This is a genomic window from Verrucomicrobiota bacterium JB022 (assembly GCA_030673845.1).
GTDB lineage: Bacteria > Verrucomicrobiota > Verrucomicrobiia > Opitutales > Oceanipulchritudinaceae > WOUP01.
On the sequence record JAUTCQ010000003.1, the window covers coordinates 93,210 to 114,057 of the forward strand.

The following is a 20,848-nucleotide window of genomic DNA, read 5'->3' on the forward strand; positions in this document are numbered from 1 at the left end:
TTCTAGCGGCGCTATTTATTGAACGCAAGGTATTTCCCCTCATCTCCCTCACCCCCGCATCCGCCACGACACGATCCCGATGGTGACCAGCGAACTCAGCGGCATGAGAATGGCGGCTAACAAGGGGTTCATGAGGGCGGCGAGGCAGAGGGCGATGGCGACGAGGTTGTAGCAGACGGCGAAGGCGAAGACGGCTTGCACGGCGCGGCGGCGGCGGTGCTCGATGTCGAGCAGCGTGAGCAGGCCCCCGAGGTTGCGGCCGAGGAAGTAAAAGTCGGCTTTGGCTTCGAGCAGGCCCCGGTCGACCACCGGGGTGCCGCGCACTGCCGCCGCGTCGAAGGCGAGGCTGTCGTTGGCCCCGTCGCCGATAAAAAGCGTGAGCGCCGGGTCGTGCTGCTGCACCCATTCGGCCTTTTGCTCGGGGGTGAGGCGGCCTAGTGCGGCTTCGGCGGGCAGGCCGAGGTGGCGGGCCATCGCGGAGACCTTTTCCTCGCGGTCGCCGCTGAGGATGTGCAGCTGCAGTCCGCGTTTTTGGAGCGACGCGACGGCGGGGACCGCGTCTTCCCGCACCGTCTCGACAAACTTCAATTGCGCGAGCAGTTCGCCATCTCGGGCGAGGGCGCAGTCAAAATTGCCGTTGATGTCGTTGCCCGCGATCCGGTCCAGCTCGCCCTGGCTGGCGGCTGCCGCCCACATGGGGCGACCGAGCGCGTAGCGGTGGCCGTCGATCAACACCGTGACGCCAAAGCCCACCGCTTCCTGCACGGGCGAAACGCTGGCATTGTCGGGGTTGCCGTGGAGCGCGGCCTTCTTGCGCACCGGCGATTGGCCCAGCGCCAACAGCGACTCTCGCAGCGCGCGCGAGATCGGGTGCAGGCCGTCTTCGACCAGTCGCCAGAGGGCGGCGCGCTCCGCCTCGCCCAGCGCGTGGAGCACCTCCGGGTGGGCGAGGTCGGGCGTTTCGAGGGTCAGGGTGCCCGTTTTGTCAAAGACGATGCGCTTGAGGTGGCGCAGGCGGTGGAAGAGATCGGCCTCCTTCACATAGACGCCGGCGCGGCGCAGTTGGGCCACGCTCTGCTCTTGCGCCAGCGGGTAGGCGACCCCCAGCGCGCAGGGGCAACTCACCACCAGCACACTCAGCGCCACTTGGCCCGCGACGAGCCAGTTGCCCGTGCTGAGGCCCCAGGTCAGGGAGCCGATCACGCCAATGATCAGCACCGCCACGAGGTAGTAGCGCAGGATCGCCTCCAGTTGCACGTGGCGGAGCTGGCGCGGCTCAATGGTCGTCAGGCGGCGCAGCAGCGACTCCTCCCACGTCTCCTCCGCCGTCAGGTCAAACGGTTGGCGGCTGACGTTGATTGCGCCCGCCGGCACCACCTGGCCCGGCTGGAAGCGCACCGGTTCGGCCTCGCCGTTGATCCATTCCAGGCTCAACTCGGCGGCGGGCGACTGGTCGGAAAGACGGCTGCGCACCGGCACGAGATCGCCCGGACCGCAACGCACTACCTGCCCCGGCTTGAGCGTTTCGATGGCCTGATCCGAAACGCCGCCCGTGCTGCCGACCACCCGGGCCGTCGTGGGTTGGAGGCGCGACTGCCGCAGCGCAAAGCGGTTGCGCTCCACCGCGCGCTCCTGCAGCCAGCGGCCCCCGAGCATGAGGAAGGTGAAGATGGCGACAAAGTCAAAATAGGCGTAAGTCTCGTGTCCGTAAAAATAGCCGAAGAGCGAGCCCGCGTAGGCCAGTGTGATGCCGAGCGCGATGGGAAAGTCGATATGCAGCGCGCCGATGCGCAGGGCCCGCACCGCGCGGTCGATAAAATAGGTGCCGCCCGCCAGCAGGGCGATGGTCGCGCTCAGCAGCGTGAAGAGGCCGAACAGCCCCGCCAGCTCAAAGTCGTCGGGCATGCCCAGGTAGCGGGGCAGCGTAAAGAGCATGGCATTCATCGCCGCCGCGCCCGTGATGCCTACGCGGCCCAGCAGACGCTGGCTCTCGCCCGTCTCGCGCTTGCCCGGCGGTTGGAGCAGGTAGCCGAATTGCTGGAGCGCCTCCGCCGCCCGCGTCAGCACGGTCGTCGGCGAATCGTCGGTGTCGCCCAGCGCCAGCCGGTCGAGCCGCTCGCTTTGCCACTGGATGCGCACCTGGCCCAGTTGCGCGTTTACCTCCACCCGCTGGATACCCTCCTGCTGGCTCACCACGCGCTCAATCAGCCACACGCAGCCCACGCAGGAGATGCCCGTCAGGTCGAGATCGGTCGTGGCGCTGGGCTTGGCCTGCTGTGCTTCGGCGTCGGCCTGCAGTTGCGCCAGCCAGCGGTAATCACGTTTCTGCAGGGCGGCAGGTTTGACTGGCGAGATGATGCGGTCGCGCAGGTCGTAGTATTGGTCGAACCCGCTGGAGGCGATCATGCGCGCCACGTAGGCGCAGCCGTTGCAGCAATATTCGCTCTCCTGGCTCGCACGCGCTTCAAATGGCGTGCCGCAGTGGGCGCAGACTTTGGTCGTGGCGGAAGGCATGGGGGAACGGTGGCCCCTTGCCGGTCAGGAACCGCAGAAGAGGCCGTTCTGGTTCATCGTCTCGAAGTGGACGATGCGGAAAATGAGCACCGCTGCAACCACCGCCGCCAGGCCGCGCTGCCAAAGGCCGAGCGTCGAGGGCTTGAGTCGACCGCTCCAGCGCACGTAGCCCGCCTGCACCAGCCAGAGCAGCGGCAAGGTGCCCAGCCCAAAGGCGAGCATCAGCTCCGCGCCCGAGACGGGGTCTTGCGTCATGATGGAAAGCCACAGCAGCAGGTAGAGCGGCCCGCAGGGCAGCAGGGGCGTGCAAAAGCCGAGCAGCGCACTGGCCAGCGGACGCGGCATGCGCAGAAATTTGCCCGTCTGCCGGTGCAGGTAGCGCGCGGGGCCTTGCGGCTTGGGCAGCCATTGGTCGATCCGCAAGGCTACCACGAGGAAGAACAGCGCCATGGCCCAAGGGAAGAAGCGCGCGACCGGCTGGCCCCAGGTCTCGAACCACCCGAGCGCGGTCATGCCGAGAATACCTCCGACCACCCCGAGCAGGGTGTAGCTCGTCAGCCGCGCCGCCTGGTAGACGCCTGCGCTGGCGGCAAAGCTGGCCGCTTCACCCGGGCGGGGAGCGATGAAGCACGCCAGCGGCCCGCACATGCCCGCGCAGTGCAGGCTGGTGACGAGGCCGGCGGTAAAGGCGGCACCGGGGCCGGTGATGCTGGCAATATCCAAGGCGATCAGGCGGGAAAAATGGGCGCTAGCGGTCGAAGGCCAGCAGCCGCAGTCCAAAGACAGTAAAGAGCGAGCCGGTGGCGTAGCGCAGCCCGTCTTTCATCTTGGGGAAACGCTCGAACGCTGCCCGCAGTTGCGCCGCCAGAATCGAAACCAAGCTGAACCAGCCCAGCGCGAGCGTACCCAACGTGAAGCCGAGGAAACCGATCAACCCCGTATGGTCGAGGCCGTCCTGCGGGATGAATTGCGGCATAAAGGCCAGAAACGTCAGCCCCACCTTGGGATTAAGGACGTTGGTCAAAAAAGCCTGTCGCACCAGCCGCCCAGTCGAGAGGGCAGGGGATTCGCCGGAAAAATCGAGGGCGCCGCCGCGTTTGAAGGCCATCACCGCGAGATACAGCAGGTAGGCCGCGCCCGCGTACTTCACCACCGCAAAGGCGAGCGCCGAAGTCTGCAACAGGGCGGTCAGCCCGACGACAGCCGCCGTGGTGTGGACGAGCAGGCCCAGCCAGAGGCCGAGCGCCGACCACAGCCCCGCCCGCACGCCCTGCGACAGCGCGCGTCCGCTCACGTAGAGGAAGTCTGGCCCCGGAGAGGCGATCAACAACAGGCTTCCCCCGCAAAACAGCAGGTAAGTCCCTCCATCCATACAGACTAGTATGGCTATCAGGCTGCACAGAGCAAGTTTTCCACAGCGGGAGTCGGATTAATCAGAAAAGGCAGAGAAGACAGAGAAGGAAGGGGGCAGCTCACCTCTTTTTCTGCCTCTTCTGTCTTTTCTGGTAAAAAGAAAAGCGCCCCGCTTTGTCAAAACGGGGACGCCCTCATTCAAACTATTACCTAGACCCGCGGCCTCAACCGACCGCTTGCTGTGCTTCCTTGGCGGCTTTGGCCGAGGCGCTCTTTTCGCGCACTTCGTATTCGCGGCGCACGTCGAACTCGGCTTGCTTGCCGGCGTTCCATTGCTCGACCGGGCGCAGGTAGCCGACCACGCGGCTGTAGATCTCAGCCTGGCGACCGCAGTGCGGGCAGTTGGCGTGCTCGCCGTTCAGGTAGCCGTGCTCGGCGCAGACGCTGAAGGTGGGGGTGAGCGAGAAATACGGCAGGTGGTAGCTCTCGGCCACACGACGGATCAGGCGCTTGGTGATCGTGAGGTCGCGGATACGCTCGCCGAGGAAGAGGTGGAGCACGGTGCCGCCGGTGTAGCGGGTCTGGAGGTCGTCCTGCTTGTCCAGCGCCTCGAAGATGTCTTCGGTGTAGTTGACCGGGAGGTGCGTGCTGTTGGTGTAGAAGGGCTCGGCTCCCAGCTCGCGCACGGCCTTGTCGTTGGCAAATTGGATATCGGGGAAGCGGTCGCGGTCGGCCTGGGCGAAACGGTAGGTCGTGGACTCCCCGGGGGTGGCCTCGAGGTTGTAGAGGTGCCCGGTTTCCTGCTGGTAGCTCACCAGCCGTTCGCGCATGAAGTCGAGCACATCGCGGGCAAAGGCCTGGCCGCGTTCGGTGCCGATGTCTTCGCCGAAGAGGTTGGCGCAGGCCTCGTTCATGCCCAGCAGGCCGATGGTGCTGAAGTGGTTGGCCCAATACGTGCCGCGCCGCTCCTTGATGTCGCGGAGGTAGAAGGTGGTGTAGGGGTACAGGCCGCCGTCGGTCAGGCGTTCGAGCAGCTTGCGCTTCACTTCGAGGCTGTCGCGGGCGAGGTCCATCAGGCGGGCGAGGCGGGCGTAGAAGTCCTGCTCGTTGGTGGCGAGGTGGCCGAGGCGCGGCATGTTGATCGTCACGACGCCCACAGAACCCGTCAGCGGGTGAGCACCGAACAGGCCGCCGCCGCGCTTGTCGAGCTGCGTGTTGTCGATCCGCAGACGGCAGCACATGCTGCGCGCGTCCTCTGGATCCATGTCGCTGTTGATGAAGTTGCTGAAGTAAGGCACGCCATACTTGGCCGTCATCTCCCACAGCGGGTCGTGCTCCGGGTTGTCCCAGTCGAAGTCCTTCGTCAGGTTGATCGTGGGGATGGGGAAGGTGAGGATGCGGCCCCGGGCGTCGCCATCGGCATACAGCTCGAAGAGCGCCTTGTTGAAGCGGTCCATCTCGGCCTGGAACTCGCCGTAGGTCTCGGGCTGCAGCTCGCCGCCGCGGATCACGGGGTGGTCGCGGTAGTGCGACGGGCACTTGAGGTCGAGCGTCACGTTGGTAAACGGCGTCTGGAAGCCCACCCGCGTCGGCACGTTGACGTTGAACATGAACTCCTGCAGGGCCTGCTTCAGCTCCGCATCGCTCAGCTTGTCGTAGCGGATATAGGGGGCGAGGAGCGTGTCGAAGCTGCTGAAGGCCTGCGCGCCGGCGGCCTCGCCCTGCAACGTGTAGAAGAAGTTGACCACTTGGCCCAGCGCGGCGCGGAAGTGCTTGGCCGGGCGGCTCTCCAGCTTGCCCGAAACGCCGCGGAAGCCCTCCTTGAGCAGGTCGAAGAGGTCCCAGCCCACGCAGTAAACGCTGATCAGGTTGAGGTCGTGGATGTGGAAATCGCCGTGCTCGTGGGCGTCGCGCACCTCGCTGCTGTAGACCTTGCGCAGCCAGTAGCTCTTGCTGAGGCTGCTGGAGAGGTAGTGGTTGAGCCCTTGCAGAGAGAAGCTCATGTTGCTGTTTTCCTTCACCTCCCAGTCGAGACGGCTCAGGTATTGGTCGACCTTATCCACGTCGGCCGCCTGCTGGATCTCGCGCAGGCGGGCGTGCTGCTCGCGGTAGACGATGAAGGCGCGGGCGGTGGCGCGGAAGGGCGAGGCCAGCAGCACCTCTTCGCACATGTCCTGGATCTGCTCGACCGTCGGCACGTCGACAGTGAGGATCGTCAAGGCGTGTTCGACCACGCGCACGGCGAGGCGCAGGGCCATGTCTTCGCCGAATTCGCCGGTCGCAGCGCCCGCCTTGGCGATGGAAGCGGTGATCTTGCGGGTGTCGAACGGTGCGATCCGTCCGTCACGTTTCTTGACCTGCGAGAAGAGGCCGGTCTTGCTGGCCAGATAGGCTTGGAGGTGGGTATTCGGGGAAAGGTCGAGCATGACAAAAGGTGTTTTTGGAGGAAGGGGAGGCGTAAGCCCCAAAATGTGAACAACCAGGCGTATTGCCTACATTTAGTGTCCATCAGGGTGAACGACCACAACATATAGTACCCGCTCTTCCTCCAAAAAGGATAAAGCGCTTCTCCGCCGATGCTTTCAGCAGCACTGAACCTGTCGATTAGCAGCCGTGACAGGTCTCCATCTCCGGGCACAAAAAAGCGCCAGGCAGGAGTGCGCGGCGCTCGGAAAGAGGAGGAGGGTGGCGTGCTGGCTAAAGTCGTGAAGCCACGATGCGGTAGTAGCCGTAACTGTTGAGGCTGACGTCGCGCTGGTAGAGGCTCGCTTCGGTTGCGGAGTGGTCAATCGTCTCGAGATCCGTCCAGGTGCCGTCGATGTTGCGCCCTTGCAGTACGTGGCGCACGCTGGGTTGGGCATGCCAACTGAGGCGCAGGGTCGTCTCGTTCAGCACCGCCGCTTCGAGATCGGGCATCAGGACAGGGAAGGTGTAGTCGTAGATGACCCAGGGGCGATAGGCACCGTCTTGCCAGAGGGATCCCCAAATAGTGCTACCATCTAAGCTCGTATTGTGGACATGAAAGTTGGAGATGTAGTCGAGGCCCTCGTGGTCTTCCACCTCGTTGAGCAGGTTCAGGATCTTGCCGTTCTCCCAGATGACGGGCACCTGCGCGCCCGTGTGTGTGAGCGCATTGCCAATAACGATTGCTGCGCGAGCACTGGAGGCGCTCATGTTGATGATACCATGGCTACCTTGGTTGGTGGCGATGCGTCCACGAAATCCAGAGAATGGCCGCGGCTCTTCCTCGCCCGCAAAAACCCAGTGCGGTAGATGGTCTCCGAGGTCGATCGCGGTAATATCTCGCGTCACACTCCGCCACACCCATTCAGGCACTTCGCGGTACATGCCCTTTTTCCATTCGTAGCGAGTATGCTCCCCGAAGTCGGCGGAGAATATGATGTTGCTCCCGTCGTGGTTGACGCTGTGGGCGACGGAGTTGGGAGCAAAGACATCCCAGCCCCCTGCTTCGTTCAGCTTATAGATGCTGTAGTAGTAGCGGCCATTGGAGGATGGCAATCCGGGTTTGGTCGTGTGGAGGATCGTTTTGCCATCGTCGCTGATTTCAAAGTTGGTGGTGATCAGGTTATCCTGAATGTCCATCCGCACGTATCCAGTAGCTTCCGTCCAATAGAAGAAGGCCTCATCATCTAGATATGTTTTGCGCGCCGCGACTATCCAGGCCGTCCCTGCATCGCTGACGACATCAAAGCGCATGTAAGTATATCCTTCAGGCGCTGCAATCGACTCCACACCCTTTTCTGGGGTCCATTGAGAGGCTCTTCCCACGTCGTTACCGGTGGTGGCATCGGGAAACCAGGCGGTGCCCCAGACGGTATCACCATCTGCACTGGCTCCAGCGGTCCATTTCCAGTTCTCTGGCAAAACAGCGAAGGTGAAGTCTCTTGCTACACCAGGAACAGTTAATCCGATGAGCGTGGCGAGCCCCACCAGGCGACGACATTTAGCAGTCATGCCTGTTTGTGGGGTTATGCATTCAATAACGCCAGTACAAAAACTCACGGTCGCAGGCGTTGGAGCCTGACGACCGTGGGGAAAGGAGGCAAGGGGCTTGCTTACAGCTTCGTGGCTACGACGCGGTAGTAGCGGGCGGCGTCTTCGACGGCTACCTCGTAGGTGTAGGGGCCGATCTCGGTCGATGAGGCGTCGTGGGTCGCCAGATCGGTCCAGGAGCCGTCGGGGTTGTGCACCTGCAGCACGTGGCGCACACCCGGTTGCGGCGACCAGACCAGGCGCATTGTCTCGTCGTCGAGCGGCACCATTTCAATCGCTGGTTGCACGACCGGCACCGGGTAGTCGCGGATGATCCAGCTAACCCACTCTTTTGGCTCATTATCCACATATAACTGTCCGTTGCCGATGAGGACTGAGCCGTCGCGGCTAATATGCAGGATCTCGAGGCCCCTTACTTCTCCCGTGCCACCCGCTGCTGCGATGACTTCCCAGATGCCGGTCTTGCCGGTTTGAGCATCGATTACTGCGCTGCTAGTATGTACAACGCCTCCTGCAGCGCCAGCTTCAGCCAAGGTCGAGGGAGTGTAGTTGGTGACCTCATCAAGCTGAGATAGCCCGGCGGCCTTACTCCAGGAAAAGACAACATTGGTGCCCCAGAAAGTAGCGGTGCCTTTTCGGCTGGTGCCATAGACGACCAACCCGTCGGGGCTGATGTCTGTGGCCCAGTTCGATTCAAAATGGTCTTCAGCGGCATCTTCCACGACAGGGAAGGCAGGAATGCGTTCCATACCTCCAGCTTCGCTCCACCTGAAGGCGTGGCTGGTGATGCTGCCAGCTATCGGATAGAAATTTCCGGCCACCGTCGCTCCGTCAGCGCTCACCGCTGTTATTTTCGTGTGATCCGCGAATAACTCCAGCCCGTGGGTTACTGTCCATCGAAATCCGTTGATCGTGGTCCAATAACTCCCGGCCTCCCACTTAGTCTGAGAAATGGTGCCTACAATGACGCTACCGTCTTCGTTCAACGTGGCAGAGCTGATATCAATTTCTGCTTCCAGGCCAATTTTCTCCTTTAAGGAGATCGGTTCTTCTTCTTCCGTCCAAAAGAACCGCTCGAAATTTTCACCGTAAAAGATGATGCTGGAGCCATCCCCACTTACCGCTTCGACACTCATGCAGAAAAAATCCTTCAGTAGGGTAGTTCCTCCCTCTTGAAATATCAAAAGCCTGGGTTCGGCATCGTCTCCTTCGGTGGCGTATCCGTAGAAGATCGTTCCGTTTGAGTTCATTTTTTGAATTGTCGCGCTTTCCACAAGCGGTGACTCAAAAACTTCAAACGTCATCGCCCAGGCAGGCGAGGCGGCGGTAACCAGCGTGAGGAGCGAGAACCAGCGGCAGCAGGACGGTAGGTGCATCACCAATACCTGAAGCCTCTACCTTAATAACGCCAGTACAAAAACTCACGGTCGCAGGCGTTGGAGCCTGACGACCGTGGGGAAAGGAGGCGAGGGGCTTGCTTACAGCTTCGTGGCTACGACGCGGTAGTAGCGGGCGGCGTCTTCGACGGCTACCTCGTAGGTGTAGGGGCCGATCTCGGTCGAAGAAGCGTCGTGGGTCGCCAGATCGGTCCAGGTGCCGTCGGGGTTGTGCACCTGCAGCACGTGGCGCACACCCGGTTGCGGCGACCAGATCAGGCATATCGTGTCTTCGTCGAGCGGCACCATTTCAATCGCTGGTTGCACGACCGGCACCGGGTAGTCGCGGATGATCCAGCCGATGTGGGTGGTTTCCAACGTGCTTTCCTTGAATGTCGATCCTCTACCGATAATCGTGGAGCCATCGCGACTGATACCGGTGATCTCTTCGAGGGTTAAGTCTTCTGCATCAAAGCCGCTTTCTTCCACTAGCTCGCTGATGTAGCGCTTCCCTTTTTCAGCGTCGATGATGAAAGGACTATCCTCGGCGTGAATCATGACAACACCTCCCCCCGCTGCTCCATACGCGCCTTTCGTCTGGGGAGCATCCAGATAGTTCTCCAGCGGAGTCGGAATCCCTTCTCCTTTCCAGACAAAAGCGGTGGAAGTGCCCCAGGGCGTAGGGGGGCCGAAACTGCCAAACCCGTGGACGGTGCGCCCATCCGGGCTGACTCCTGTCGCACTACTTTTGGTTCTGTAGCCCGCTTCCGGGTCTTCTTCTGTCGGCATAAAAGGAATGGCCTCGAAGCCATTTTCCTCTGTCCACCGAAAGGCTTGGCGCGAGGTTATCATTCCATAGTCCCCCTCAGGGGACTCGGTGTTTTGGCGAGTGTATCTTGTGCCGACCGCTGTTTTGCCATCGGCGCTCACGGCTGCCAGCTCGATCTCATCTTCAAATATTTTCATCCCGGCTTCGGCCGACCAATAGAAGCTGCGATACGGAACAGTGACCTCGCTGCCGGTGATGACCGTGCCGTCTTCGTTCATCGAGAAGGAGGTTCCAAGGCTTTCGCCTTGGGTGACTCCTAAGTGCTCTTTCAAGTCGACTGCACCGGTGGATGCTGTCCAGATCAGATATTCACGCTCATCTGTGCTATTGAAAATGAGCGTCTTTCCATCGCCGCTTATGGCCAGAATATCATAAACAGGGACCTCGTAGATGGTGACTTCTCCTCCGGCGGTGATGCTGAACAGCTTGCCGGGCTCGGCCTGCATATTTGTGTAAGCAATCCCATACATGATGCTACTGTCAGCACTGATGGCTTTCAGTTGATTCTCTGGATATCGAATCCATCCGACATCCGGTAGCTCTGAGCGGATAATGGGGATTTCAACAACCTCAAACGTCATCGCCCACGCAGGCGGTGCGGCAGTTGCAAGGGCGAGGAGCGAGAACCAGCGGCAGCAGGACGGTAGGTGCATTTTTAATACCTGAAGCCTCTACCTTAACAACGCCAGTACAAAAACTCACGGTCGCAGGCGTTGGAGCCTAGCGACCGTGGGGAAATGCTTGCGGCGGGTTGCCGCGAGGCCTGAGGAATCGCTTTAGCCGAGGCTGGCGAGCAGGCGCTCGATCTCTTCCTTCTTGGCCTTGGTTTCGGCGAGCTGGGCGCGGGCCCCTTCGACGATGTTGGCCGGGGCGCTGGAGACGAATTTCTCGTTGTTCAGCTTGGCTTCGCCGGACTGGATGCCCTTTTCGAGCTTGGCCAGTTCCTTGCCCAGGCGTTCCTTTTCGGCTGCGACGTCGATCGCGCTGGCGAGGTCGAGGAAGATGGTGCCGAGGCTCGTTACGGTGGCAGGCATCCCGTCGGGGCGCTGGTCGAGGGTGGGCATCTCGCCGGCGGGGATCAGGTTGAGGATGGTGGCGAGGTTGTCTTCCACCACTTGGCGCTGCGCCGGGTCTTCCGCAAGGTAGCGCAGGGACACGTCGCGCTTGTTGGCCACGTTGTAACCGGCCTTGAGGGCGCGGGCTTGCGTGATGAACTCCTTCACCTGCTCGACTTGGGCGGCGGCGGCGCTGTCGACCACGATGCCGGTGCCGGCCAGCTCGCGGCGGAGCTGTTCGGCGGAGCAGAGGCGGCTGTCTTGCAGGAAGCGCTGGCCCTTGCCCACATAGCCCAGCTCTTGCCACAGTTCTTCGGCGATGAAGGGCATCAGCGGCTCGGCGAGCTGCAAGGTCTGGCGCAGGCACAAGTCGAGGATGGCGAGCACGGTGCCCTTGGTCGCCTCGTCGCGCAGCTTCGTCTTGGAGGCCTCTACATACCAGTCGCAATAGTCGCTCCAGAAGAAGGCGTAGAGCTCCTGCGGGTAGGGGTGCATCTCGAAGCGGCCAAAGGCGTCGGCGATGTTCTGCGTGGCCTGGATCAGGCGGTGCAGGATCCAGTGGTCGTAGCGGTCGAGCTTGGAGGGCTCGATGCGACGCAGGATGGCGCCGAGGCCGGAATTGTCGCTCGCGGACCCGCTCATCTGGCGGAAGCGGCAGGCGTTCCACAGCTTGTTGCAGAAGTTGCGGCCCAGCTCGACCGACGGGGACTGGATGGGCTGGTCGCCCTTGGCCTCGGTAAACTCGAAGCGGATGTCCTGGCCCTTGGGGGCGATGTTGACGATGCCGTAGCGCAGGGCGTCGGCCCCGTAGGCGGCGATGAGGTCGAGCGGGTCGGGCGAGTTGCCGAGGCTCTTCGACATCTTGCGGCCGATGCCGTCGCGGATCAGGCCGGTGATGTAGACGTCGCGGAAGGGCAGGCGCTTGGCGATCTCGGCATCCGTCAGCTCGGTCTTGCCTTCGCCACTGAACTCGAGGCCGGCCATCACCATGCGGGCGACCCACAGGAAGATGATGTCGAAGCCCGTCACGAGGGTGCTCGTGGGGTAAAAGTAATCCAGCTCCTGCTGTTGTTCGCCGGTGGCGTTGGGCCAGCCGAAGTTGGCCAGCGGCCAGAGCCAGGACGAGGCCCAGGTGTCGAGCACGTCTTCTTCCTGCTCCCAGTTGTCGGGATCTTCCGGGCCTTCGACGGAGACGTGGACGAGCTTGCCGTTGGCGTAGTCCTGCTCGGTGAGGGCGCTGCGGTCGATGCCCTTCTTGTACCACACGGGGATGCGGTGGCCCCACCAGAGCTGGCGGCTGACGCACCAGTCGATGTTGTCGCGCTCCATCGTGTCGAGCCAGTGCAGGTAGGTCTTGGCCCAGCGCTGCGGGTGGAAGCGGAGCAGCGGCTGGCCGTTGGCGTCGACGGCTTCGATTGCGCGCTTGGCTTCGGCCACCTTGGGGTAGCGCAGCCACCATTGCATCGTGAGGCGGGGCTCGATCGGCACGTCGGCACGCTCGGAGAAGCCCACGTTGTTTTCGTAGGCTTCCTTCTCGATCAGCAGGCCCAGCTTTTCCAGCTCTTCGGCGGCGGCCTTGCGGGCCTTGAAACGGTCCATACCCACGAAGATCTTTGCGCGCTCGTGGATCGTGCCGTCGGGGTTGAGCACGTCGATGATCGGCAGGTTGTGGCGCTGGCCGATTTCAAAGTCTACCTGGTCGTGGGCGGGCGTCACCTTGAGCGCACCGGTGCCGAACTCCTTGTCCACCGCCGCATCGGCGATGACGGGGATGGGCTCGCGAGGGAAGGGGCGCCAGACCATCTTGCCGACGAGGTGCTGGTAACGCTCGTCTTCCGGGTGCACGGCGACAGCCGTATCGCCCATGATCGTCTCCGGGCGGGTGGTCGAGATTTCGAGGTGGGTGCGCGTGACGCCGTCGGCGCCGGTGGCCGGCTCAACCAGCTCGTAGCGCATCTTGTAGAAGAAGCCCTTTTGCGGCTTCATGATCACCTCTTCATTGGAGAGGGCCGTGAGGCTGACGGGGCACCAGTTGCTCATGCGCAGGCCGCGGTAGATGTAGCCGCGGCGGTAGAGCTCCACAAACGAAGTCAGCACGGCCTTGGAGTAGCCTTCGTCGAGCGTAAAGCTCGTGCGGCTCCAGTCGCAGGACGCGCCCAGCTTGCGCAGCTGGTTGAGGATGATGCCGCCGTAGTCTTCCTTCCACTGCCACACCTCTTCGAGGAACTTCTCGCGCCCGAGGTCGCGGCGGTGCTGGCCGCGCTCGCGCAGCTTCTTCTCGACGCGCGTCTGCGTGGCAATGCCGGCGTGGTCGGTGCCGGGGAACCAGAGGGCTTCCTTGCCTTCGAGGCGCGCGCGGCGGGTAAAGATGTCCTGCAACGTATTGTTGAGGATGTGGCCCATGTGGAGCATGCCCGTCACGTTGGGCGGCGGGATCATGATGGTGTGCGGCTGCTTGTCGGGGGCAACGTGCGCCGCGAAGGCGCCCTGCTGCTCCCAGGCAGCGTACCACTTGTCTTCCACCTGCGAGGGGTCGTATGCTTTGGCGAGTTCAGGCATGGCCGTCTGGTAACTGAAGAATCGAAGGCGCGGCCGCACCACTCGTGTCGACCGCAAAGGATCGAAAATCACCAGCGCAGCCCCCGGTAGTCAAAGGAAAAGACGCGGGGAGGGGGCTAGGAAGCTTCGGTCGACGCTTCCGCCTGGATGAGCCCGTGCAGATACTCCGGCGCAAAGTCGGCGCCGTTTGGCCAGGCAAGCGTGTGCCCCTCAAGGTGAAACTCTCGAAAGTAGGCGAGGTCCTTGACCTCAGGTCGGCCACGCCGGATGAGCCGTCGTTGAAGCGAAGCTCCACGCGGTGCCCACTCGCATAGCGTGCATCTATCACGTGTAAAAAGGGCATGGAGGCAGGCTGTTTTAATCGTTTGAGATCGCAACCTTCCCCTCCCTTGCAGCCCATCGTTGACGCCGCATCGCCAAGCAGTTAACGATGTCTTGGTTTTACGTCGTTCGGTGTCTGCCCATGGCTTTTTCCCTTCTCAACCGCGAGCAACTCGTCCGTTTCGTCCAGCGGATACCGGCGGCGGTGGCTGTGTTCGACCGCGAGATGCGTTACATCGCCTACACGCAGCGGTGGTTGGTAGACTACAATCTGCCGGAGAATATGGAGCTGGCGGGGCGCAGCCATTACGAGATTTTTCCCGAGGTGCCGGAGCGCTGGAAGCAGATCCACCGCGAGTGTCTGGGCGGGCGAGCGCTGCGCAGCGATGAAGACTATTTTGTGCGCTCCGACGGGCGCACGGTGTGGGTGAAGTTCGAGCTCGACCCCTGGTACGACGACCATACGGGCGAGATCGGGGGCATGATCATGTATACCGAGGTGATCACCGAGCGTGTGGAGCAGCGCCTGGCCTGGCAAAAACAGGTCGAGCGCATGCAGCTGCTCTACCAGGCCGCCTCGCAGGATGCCGAGAACATTGCCGCGCAGCTGACGGAGACCTTGCGGGTGGGCACGCTTTCGCTGGGCCTCTCCATGGGCATCATCAGCGAGATCAAGGGCAATTCCTATCGCGTTCTTTATACCTACGACGAGAGCGACCAGCTCCAGCCGGGGGCCGAGTTCCCCCTGCAGCAGACTTATTGTCAGTTGACCCTCGATCGTGGCACGATCACTTACACCGAACACGCCCAAAACTCGATTTTCCAGGGCCACCCCTGCTATGCCGCCTTTGGCCTCGAATCTTACGTGGGGGTGCCCATCCGGCGGCGCGGCAAAGTGATCGGCACGCTCAACTTTTCCAGCTCGCAGCCCCGCAAAACGCCCTTCACCGCGCTGGAGGTCGAGTTTATCAACCTGATGAGCCGCTGGGTGGCCAATACGCTGGAGCGCCAGGAGATCGAGCAAGACCTTAACGAAGCCCGCCGCCGCGCCGAGGAAGCGAACCAGGCCAAGAGCAGCTTTTTGGCCAACGTCAGCCACGAGATCCGCACGCCGATGAACGCCATCCTCGGCTTCAGCGAGTTACTTGCGCAACGGGTCAACGAGCCGGTGGCGCGCCGCTACCTGCAGTCGATCACCAACAGCGGGCGCATCCTGCTCAACCTGATCAACGACCTGCTCGACCTGTCGAAAGTCGAGGCGGGCAAAATCGAGCTCAGCCCCGTGCCGGTGGACTTGCGCGAGCTGATGATGGAGCTGGAGAGCATCTTCTCGCTGCAAATGGCCCACAAGGGACTCGACTTCAGCATCGTGCTCCCGGAAACGGTGCCGACGGTTTACCTCGACCATGCGCGCTTCCAGCAGGTGCTCGTGAACCTCGTGAGCAACGCGATGAAGTATACCGTGAAGGGGCATGTGAGGTTGAGCGTGCAATTTGAGGACGGCGAGGAGTCCGACCAGGTGCACCTGTGCGTGGCGGTGGAAGACACGGGTATCGGGATTGCGGATGAGAAGAAATCCATGATCTTTTCCCCGTTTGTACAGCTGCACCGCGAGCAGGATGTGAAGGCGGGCGGCACCGGGCTGGGGCTCGCCATCTGCCACCGCCTCGTGCTCCTGATGGAGGGGGAGATCACGCTCGATAGCCAGCAAGGGAGGGGCAGCACCTTCCACATCTCGCTGCCCAACCTGCGCGTGGCCCGTCGCGAATCCTCTGCCCCGCGCCCACGCAAGAAGCATCAGCACTTTGCCCGACAGGGTAATGGCGAGCGCATCCTCGTGGTCGACGACGACATCAGTAACCGCTACCTGCTGGTCAACTTCCTCAATCAGCTCGGCTATTCGCCTTACGAAGCCGTCAACGGGCGTGATGCGCTGGACAAAGTTCGCCAGTCGCCCCCCGCGCTGATCTTCCTCGACCTTTCGATGCCGCAGATGGACGGGGTCACGTTTTGCGAGACGATGCTGCAAAGCGAAGAGATCCCCACCTGCCCGGTGATCATCAACAGCGCCACCTACCAGATCGAAAAGGTCTCCATCGCGCGGCTCCCCAATGTGGTGGCCAAGATCCCCAAGCCTGTCTCGCTGGAGCAGGTGGCGCAGCTGTTGCGCGACTTCTTCCGCAAGCTGGCAGAAGAGGGCATGGGCCCGGCGGAAGGCGTCGAGCGCGCTCACCTTGCCTCCACCGCCCGCCAGATCATCGTCAACGCCCAAGGCCTGCCGGATATGGACCGGCTGGTGCGCACCCTCGATTTTCGCCTGCTCGACCAGTTGATCCACCTGCTGCAAGCCGTGAAGCATATCCATGCCGACTTGCGCCGCCTGGGGGATGAATTGCAGCAAGCCAAAGACCGCCTGGAGCTGGAGCAGATCCGCCAGACGCTGACCTGGCTCCAGCAGGAGCTGAAAGACCCGACGCCATGAGCAAAGTTACCTCCAGCTGCATCTTGATCGTGGACGACAATGTGGAGAACCAGCGTGTCATCGCCGGCCACCTGATCGAACACGGCCACGCCCCGCTTTTCGCCGGCAACGGGTTTCACGCACTCGACATCCTCGACGAAGAAAAACCCGACCTCGTGCTGCTCGACATCATGATGCCCGGGATCGACGGCTGGGAAACTTGCCGCCGCATCCGCGAGGACCATAGCGCGCTCGAGCTGCCCGTCGTAATGCTCTCGGCCAAGAACTCGCTCAACGACATCATGCGCTCGTTCGACGTGGGCGCCAACGATTACGTGACCAAGCCCATCATCGGCCGCGAGCTGATTGCGCGGGTGCAAAACCAGCTGCTGGTAAAGCACGGGGTCCGCGAACGCGACGCCCTCAACGATTCGTTGCGCGAGCTGACCGAAAACCAGCAGACCTTCTTCTCCGTCCTCGCCCACGACCTGCGCAACCGCCTCGCCAGCAGCATCAGCCTGATCGATGTGGTGACGCACCAGGTCAAGCTCGAGCCCAACTACCATGAGCTCTGCCAGATCGCCGGGCAGGAGCTGGCGCGAACTCACCTCTTCCTCGACAATCTCCTGACTTGGGGGATGCGTGAGATGCGCCAGGCCGATTACCAGCCCATCACCTTCCGCTTCGACGAGCTCAGCTCCAAGCTGCACCTCTTTGCCGAGATGCACCTCGCACGGCACCAGCTCGAGCTGATCAACGAAATCCCTGCCAAGCTGGACGTATATGGCGACTTCGACCTCGTCTTCGCCATCCTGCGCAACTTCCTCGACAACGCGCAGAAGTTCAGCGAGCCGGGCAGCCGCATCTGGCTCCAGAGCCGCGACGAGCCCGATTTTCTGTGCATCACCGTCAAGGACGAAGGGCCGGGGATGAGCGAAGAGCAGGTGGCACAACTGCGCCAGAACGGGCCCGTGATCCCGCAAGATACGATCGAGCGGGCCGGGAGCGGCTTCGGCCTCCAGCTCAGCCGATCGTTTGCAGCTCGGCACGGCGGCAGGATCGAGATCGCCTCACAGTTGGGGGAGGGGAGCGCATTCACGCTTTGTTTACCGCGCAAGTCCTAGATTACGTACCAGGGTAACGTGTGGAGCGAGCACGGCCGAATGTCGCCGGTCCCGCTTGCAATAGTGTAGTTCGCCGCCATAATTGCAGTTGCTTGATCCATGTTTACGCCGAGCGATTCCACCGCACCGGAGTCCGGTCCTGCCCAGGAGTTGCTGGCGCTGGCCCGCGTGCCCATTTTCCGCTTCCAGCCTGCCGAAGATCGCTGGACCTTCGACGCGGTGGCTGCGGCATTGACGGGTGGCCACACCACCTTGACCACCGACGACTGGCGCTCGCACTTTGAGCCCGCCGCCGGGGAGGCCCTGGACAAGTGGATTGCCTACGTCTGTGGCGAGCAGGCGGGCGCGCTGGTGGAGCACCGCTGCCGCTACCACGCCCAGGGCAGGCCTCACGTTGTCCTGCTCCGCGCGAAAGTGCAGCCCGACGGGAGCCTGCGCGGCGTGATGCTCGACGAAACGGCCCACCACCTCCAGCAGCGCAGCCTCGATGTGGCCCATGCCCGGCTCGACGCCTTGCTCGAAGCCTTTCCCGTCGCGACTATTATCGTCGATGCAGAGTTCAACCTCTTGCGCTGCAATCAGGAAGCCCGCCGGATCTGGGGCGATGCCCTGGAAGAAGGGCAACCCCTTCCGCAGCGGCAGGCCACCTTTGTCGACACCGGCGAGCCTGTGGCGCCCAGCCAATGGGCCATCTACCGGGCCGTGAAAGAGAGCCGGCCCGTCGTCAACGATTTGCTCCACGTCCGCCCGGCGCGCGATGGCGAGCCCTGTTACGTGCTCAACTGCGCCGCGCCCGTCTTCAACTCTGCGGGAGAGGTCGAGGGGGGCGTCAGTGTGGCTTTCGATGTCACCGAACGTATGCGCCACCTCAACGCCCTGCGCAACAGCGAAGCCCAGCTGCGCATCAGCAACGAAGTGGCCAAGCTCGGCTCGTTTGTCTGGGACGTGGTGAACGACGACGACCAGTGGTCGCCCGAGCTGGAAAAGCTCTACGGCTTCGAGCCCGGCGGCTTCCCCGGCGCATTCAAAGACTGGGAAGACCGCCTGCACCCCGACGACCGGGTATATGCGCGAGCCGCTGCGATCGACGCCCTCAAGACCGGCGAGATGAACGTCGAGTTTCGCATTGTCATGCCCGACGGTGGCACCCGCTGGCTCGCGGCCCGCGCATCCGTCTTTTTCGATGAGGAAGGTAAGCCTCAGAAAATGATCGGGGTTAACATTGACATTACGGACCAAAAGGAGGCAGAAGAGGCTATGCGGGCGAGCGAAGAACGCTACCGCCAGTTGGCGGACGCTATGCCTCAGTTGGTATGGACGGCTGCAGGCGATGGTCGCGTCACGTACTACAACGTACGAGCCCAGGAATACAAAGGCCTGCGCGAAGAAAGCCCCGGCAACTGGGTATGGGAGCCCATCGTGCATGCCGACGATATGGGGGAGACCCGCGATGCCTGGCAACACGCCCTCTCCACCCGCGAGCCCTACCAGTGCGAGCACCGCGTGGCCATGGCCGACGGCTCCTACCGCTGGCACCTCAGCCGCGCCCTGCCCCGAATCGACCAGGAAACAGGCAGCATCACCTGGTATGGCACCGCGACCGACATTCAGGACTTCCGCGAAACCGAGGAAACGCTGCATGGCTTCTTCGAAGGCAACGAAGTCTACCTCGCGGTGATGGAGCTGCGGGAAAGCGATTTCCACTATCTGCTGGTCAACCAGCACATGGCCAATTTCTATCGACGGCCCCCGGAGTCCATGGTCGGCAGCAGCAGCAGCGAGATGGGGGTCGACGACGAGATTCGCAACTGGTGGATCCGCACGATGCGCCTCTGTGCCCGCTCGGGCAAGCCCCTCAAGTTTGAATACCAGATCAACCGCTGGGGCCGTAAGGAGTGGCTGCAGTGCAGCCTCAACCAGATTGCTTCCGGCACGATGGACTGCCCCCGCTTCGCGCTCACGGGGGTCGACATTACGGCGCTCAAGCAAAGCGAGGAAGACCTGCGTGTGAAGTCGGAGGAAGCCGACCGGGCCAACCGGGCCAAGAGCGAATTCCTTGCTCACATGAGCCATGAGATCCGCAGCCCGATGACGGCCATCCTCGGCTATACCGAGTTGTTGACCCAGATGGTACGCGGTGAGACGGAGCAGGACTTCCTCCAGACGATCCGGACGGAAGGCGAGCACCTCGTGCAGGTGATCAACGACATCCTCGACCTCTCCCGCATCGAGGCCGGTCGGGTGGAGCTGAACCTCCGCCTCGTCAGCCCGCTGGAGCTGGTGGAGAGCGTAATATCGCTCATGAATGCCACTGCGGTGGAAAAAGGCCTCCCGCTGCGCCTGGAGTTGGGCGACAACCTGCCGGCGCAGATCGAGACCGACCCGACCCGCCTCCGCCAGATCCTGCTCAACCTCGTGGGCAATGCGATCAAGTTTACCGAGAAAGGCGAAGTGGCCCTGCGCCTCTTCCGCCGCGAAGACGATTGCCTCTGCTTTGTGATCGAAGACACCGGCATCGGCATCAGCGAAGAGCAGCAAGAGCGCCTCTTCCAGCCCTTCTCGCAAGGCGACCCCTCCGTCACCCGCAAATACGGGGGCACTGGGCTCGGGCTCGTCATCTCGCGCCGCCTGGCCGATCTGCTGGGCGCGAGCATCCACCTTACCAGCGAGATCGGGCAAGGCAGCACCTTTACTGTCTGTGTGCCGATCCCCGAAGAGTTGGCGGAAGGCGAGACGGCGACGCCCGCTGCCGGCGGCACCAAGACCGAAGAAACGGAGCGTTCCGCAGCGTTGAGCGGCGTCGAAATCCTGCTGGTCGACGACCGGCGGGAGACGCGCGAGCTGGTTTGCCGCCTGCTGGAGCGCGCCGAGGCCAACGTCCGCATCGCGCAGGACGGCAAGCAGGCCGTCGACGAGGTCACTCGCAAGGAGCCCGACCTCGTGGTGATGGACATGCAGATGCCGGTGATGGATGGCTACCAGGCCAGCCGCCGCCTGCGGGCCAACGGCTTTGTGCGCCCTATTGTGGCCCTGACAGCCCACGCCATGCAGGGTGAGCGCGAAAAGTGCCTCCAGGCCGGCTGCGACGAGCACCTCATCAAGCCGATCAACGCCCGCAAGCTCGTGGATGTGCTCCGCCGCCTCGCGGCGGGCCAGTAGAGCAGGGCCAGCTGACATCAGCCTCGGGGTGGCCCGGCTTCTTCTCCTTTAAAACGGAAAACCCGCTCGGCCATGTGGCCGAG

At 62.6% G+C, this 20,848-nt stretch carries 12 protein-coding genes; 3 read left to right on the forward strand and 9 right to left on the reverse strand.

Going from position 1 to position 20,848, the window contains the following annotated elements; genetic code table 11:
• Window positions 1–48: 48 nt before the first annotated feature.
• From Q7P63_02090 to Q7P63_02130, 9 genes are all read right to left on the reverse strand, one after another.
• Window positions 49–2,514 carry a heavy metal translocating P-type ATPase metal-binding domain-containing protein gene (locus tag Q7P63_02090; protein ID MDP0498866.1) on the reverse strand — a complete coding sequence of 822 codons (2,466 nt, stop codon included), beginning with the start codon at window positions 2,512–2,514 and terminating at the stop codon, window positions 49–51.
• A 24-nt stretch (window positions 2,515–2,538) separates the two neighbouring features.
• On the reverse strand, window positions 2,539–3,237 hold the full coding sequence (locus Q7P63_02095) for a sulfite exporter TauE/SafE family protein (protein ID MDP0498867.1): 699 nt from the start codon (window positions 3,235–3,237) through the stop codon (window positions 2,539–2,541).
• Window positions 3,238–3,262: 25 nt separating this feature from the next.
• Window positions 3,263–3,886, reverse strand: coding sequence for a LysE family translocator (locus Q7P63_02100; protein ID MDP0498868.1), 624 nt, complete (start codon window positions 3,884–3,886; stop codon window positions 3,263–3,265).
• A 205-nt stretch (window positions 3,887–4,091) separates the two neighbouring features.
• On the reverse strand, window positions 4,092–6,293 hold the full coding sequence (locus tag Q7P63_02105) for a ribonucleoside triphosphate reductase (protein ID MDP0498869.1): 2,202 nt from the start codon (window positions 6,291–6,293) through the stop codon (window positions 4,092–4,094).
• 271 nt (window positions 6,294–6,564) lie between these two features.
• On the reverse strand, window positions 6,565–7,584 hold the full coding sequence (locus Q7P63_02110; GenBank protein ID MDP0498870.1) for a hypothetical protein: 1,020 nt from the start codon (window positions 7,582–7,584) through the stop codon (window positions 6,565–6,567).
• Between the two features lie 359 nt (window positions 7,585–7,943).
• Complete coding sequence (locus Q7P63_02115; protein ID MDP0498871.1) at window positions 7,944–9,257, reverse strand: hypothetical protein; 1,314 nt, start codon at window positions 9,255–9,257, stop codon at window positions 7,944–7,946.
• Window positions 9,258–9,359: 102 nt separating this feature from the next.
• Window positions 9,360–10,739: a hypothetical protein gene (locus tag Q7P63_02120; GenBank protein MDP0498872.1), complete on the reverse strand. Its 1,380-nt coding sequence runs from the start codon at window positions 10,737–10,739 to the stop codon at window positions 9,360–9,362.
• Window positions 10,740–10,862: 123 nt separating this feature from the next.
• Window positions 10,863–13,700 carry a valine--tRNA ligase gene (locus Q7P63_02125; GenBank protein ID MDP0498873.1) on the reverse strand — a complete coding sequence of 946 codons (2,838 nt, stop codon included), beginning with the start codon at window positions 13,698–13,700 and terminating at the stop codon, window positions 10,863–10,865.
• A 116-nt stretch (window positions 13,701–13,816) separates the two neighbouring features.
• Window positions 13,817–14,077, reverse strand: a complete 261-nt coding sequence (locus Q7P63_02130; protein MDP0498874.1) for a DUF2442 domain-containing protein — start codon at window positions 14,075–14,077, stop codon at window positions 13,817–13,819.
• Window positions 14,078–14,163: 86 nt separating this feature from the next.
• On the opposite strand from Q7P63_02130, the gene Q7P63_02135 reads away from it, so the two are divergent.
• From Q7P63_02135 to Q7P63_02145, 3 genes are all read left to right on the forward strand, one after another.
• Window positions 14,164–16,503, forward strand: a complete 2,340-nt coding sequence (locus Q7P63_02135) for an ATP-binding protein (GenBank protein MDP0498875.1) — start codon at window positions 14,164–14,166, stop codon at window positions 16,501–16,503.
• A complete protein-coding gene (locus Q7P63_02140; GenBank protein ID MDP0498876.1) occupies window positions 16,500–17,606 on the forward strand; it encodes a response regulator in 1,107 nt (368 codons plus the stop codon). Before Q7P63_02135 ends, Q7P63_02140 begins: the two co-directional genes overlap by 4 nt.
• A gap of 99 nt (window positions 17,607–17,705) precedes the next feature.
• The gene (locus tag Q7P63_02145) at window positions 17,706–20,765 is read left to right on the forward strand and encodes a PAS domain-containing protein (GenBank protein MDP0498877.1); all 3,060 of its coding nucleotides are present in this window, start codon (window positions 17,706–17,708) and stop codon (window positions 20,763–20,765) included.
• Window positions 20,766–20,848: the final 83 nt, after the last annotated feature.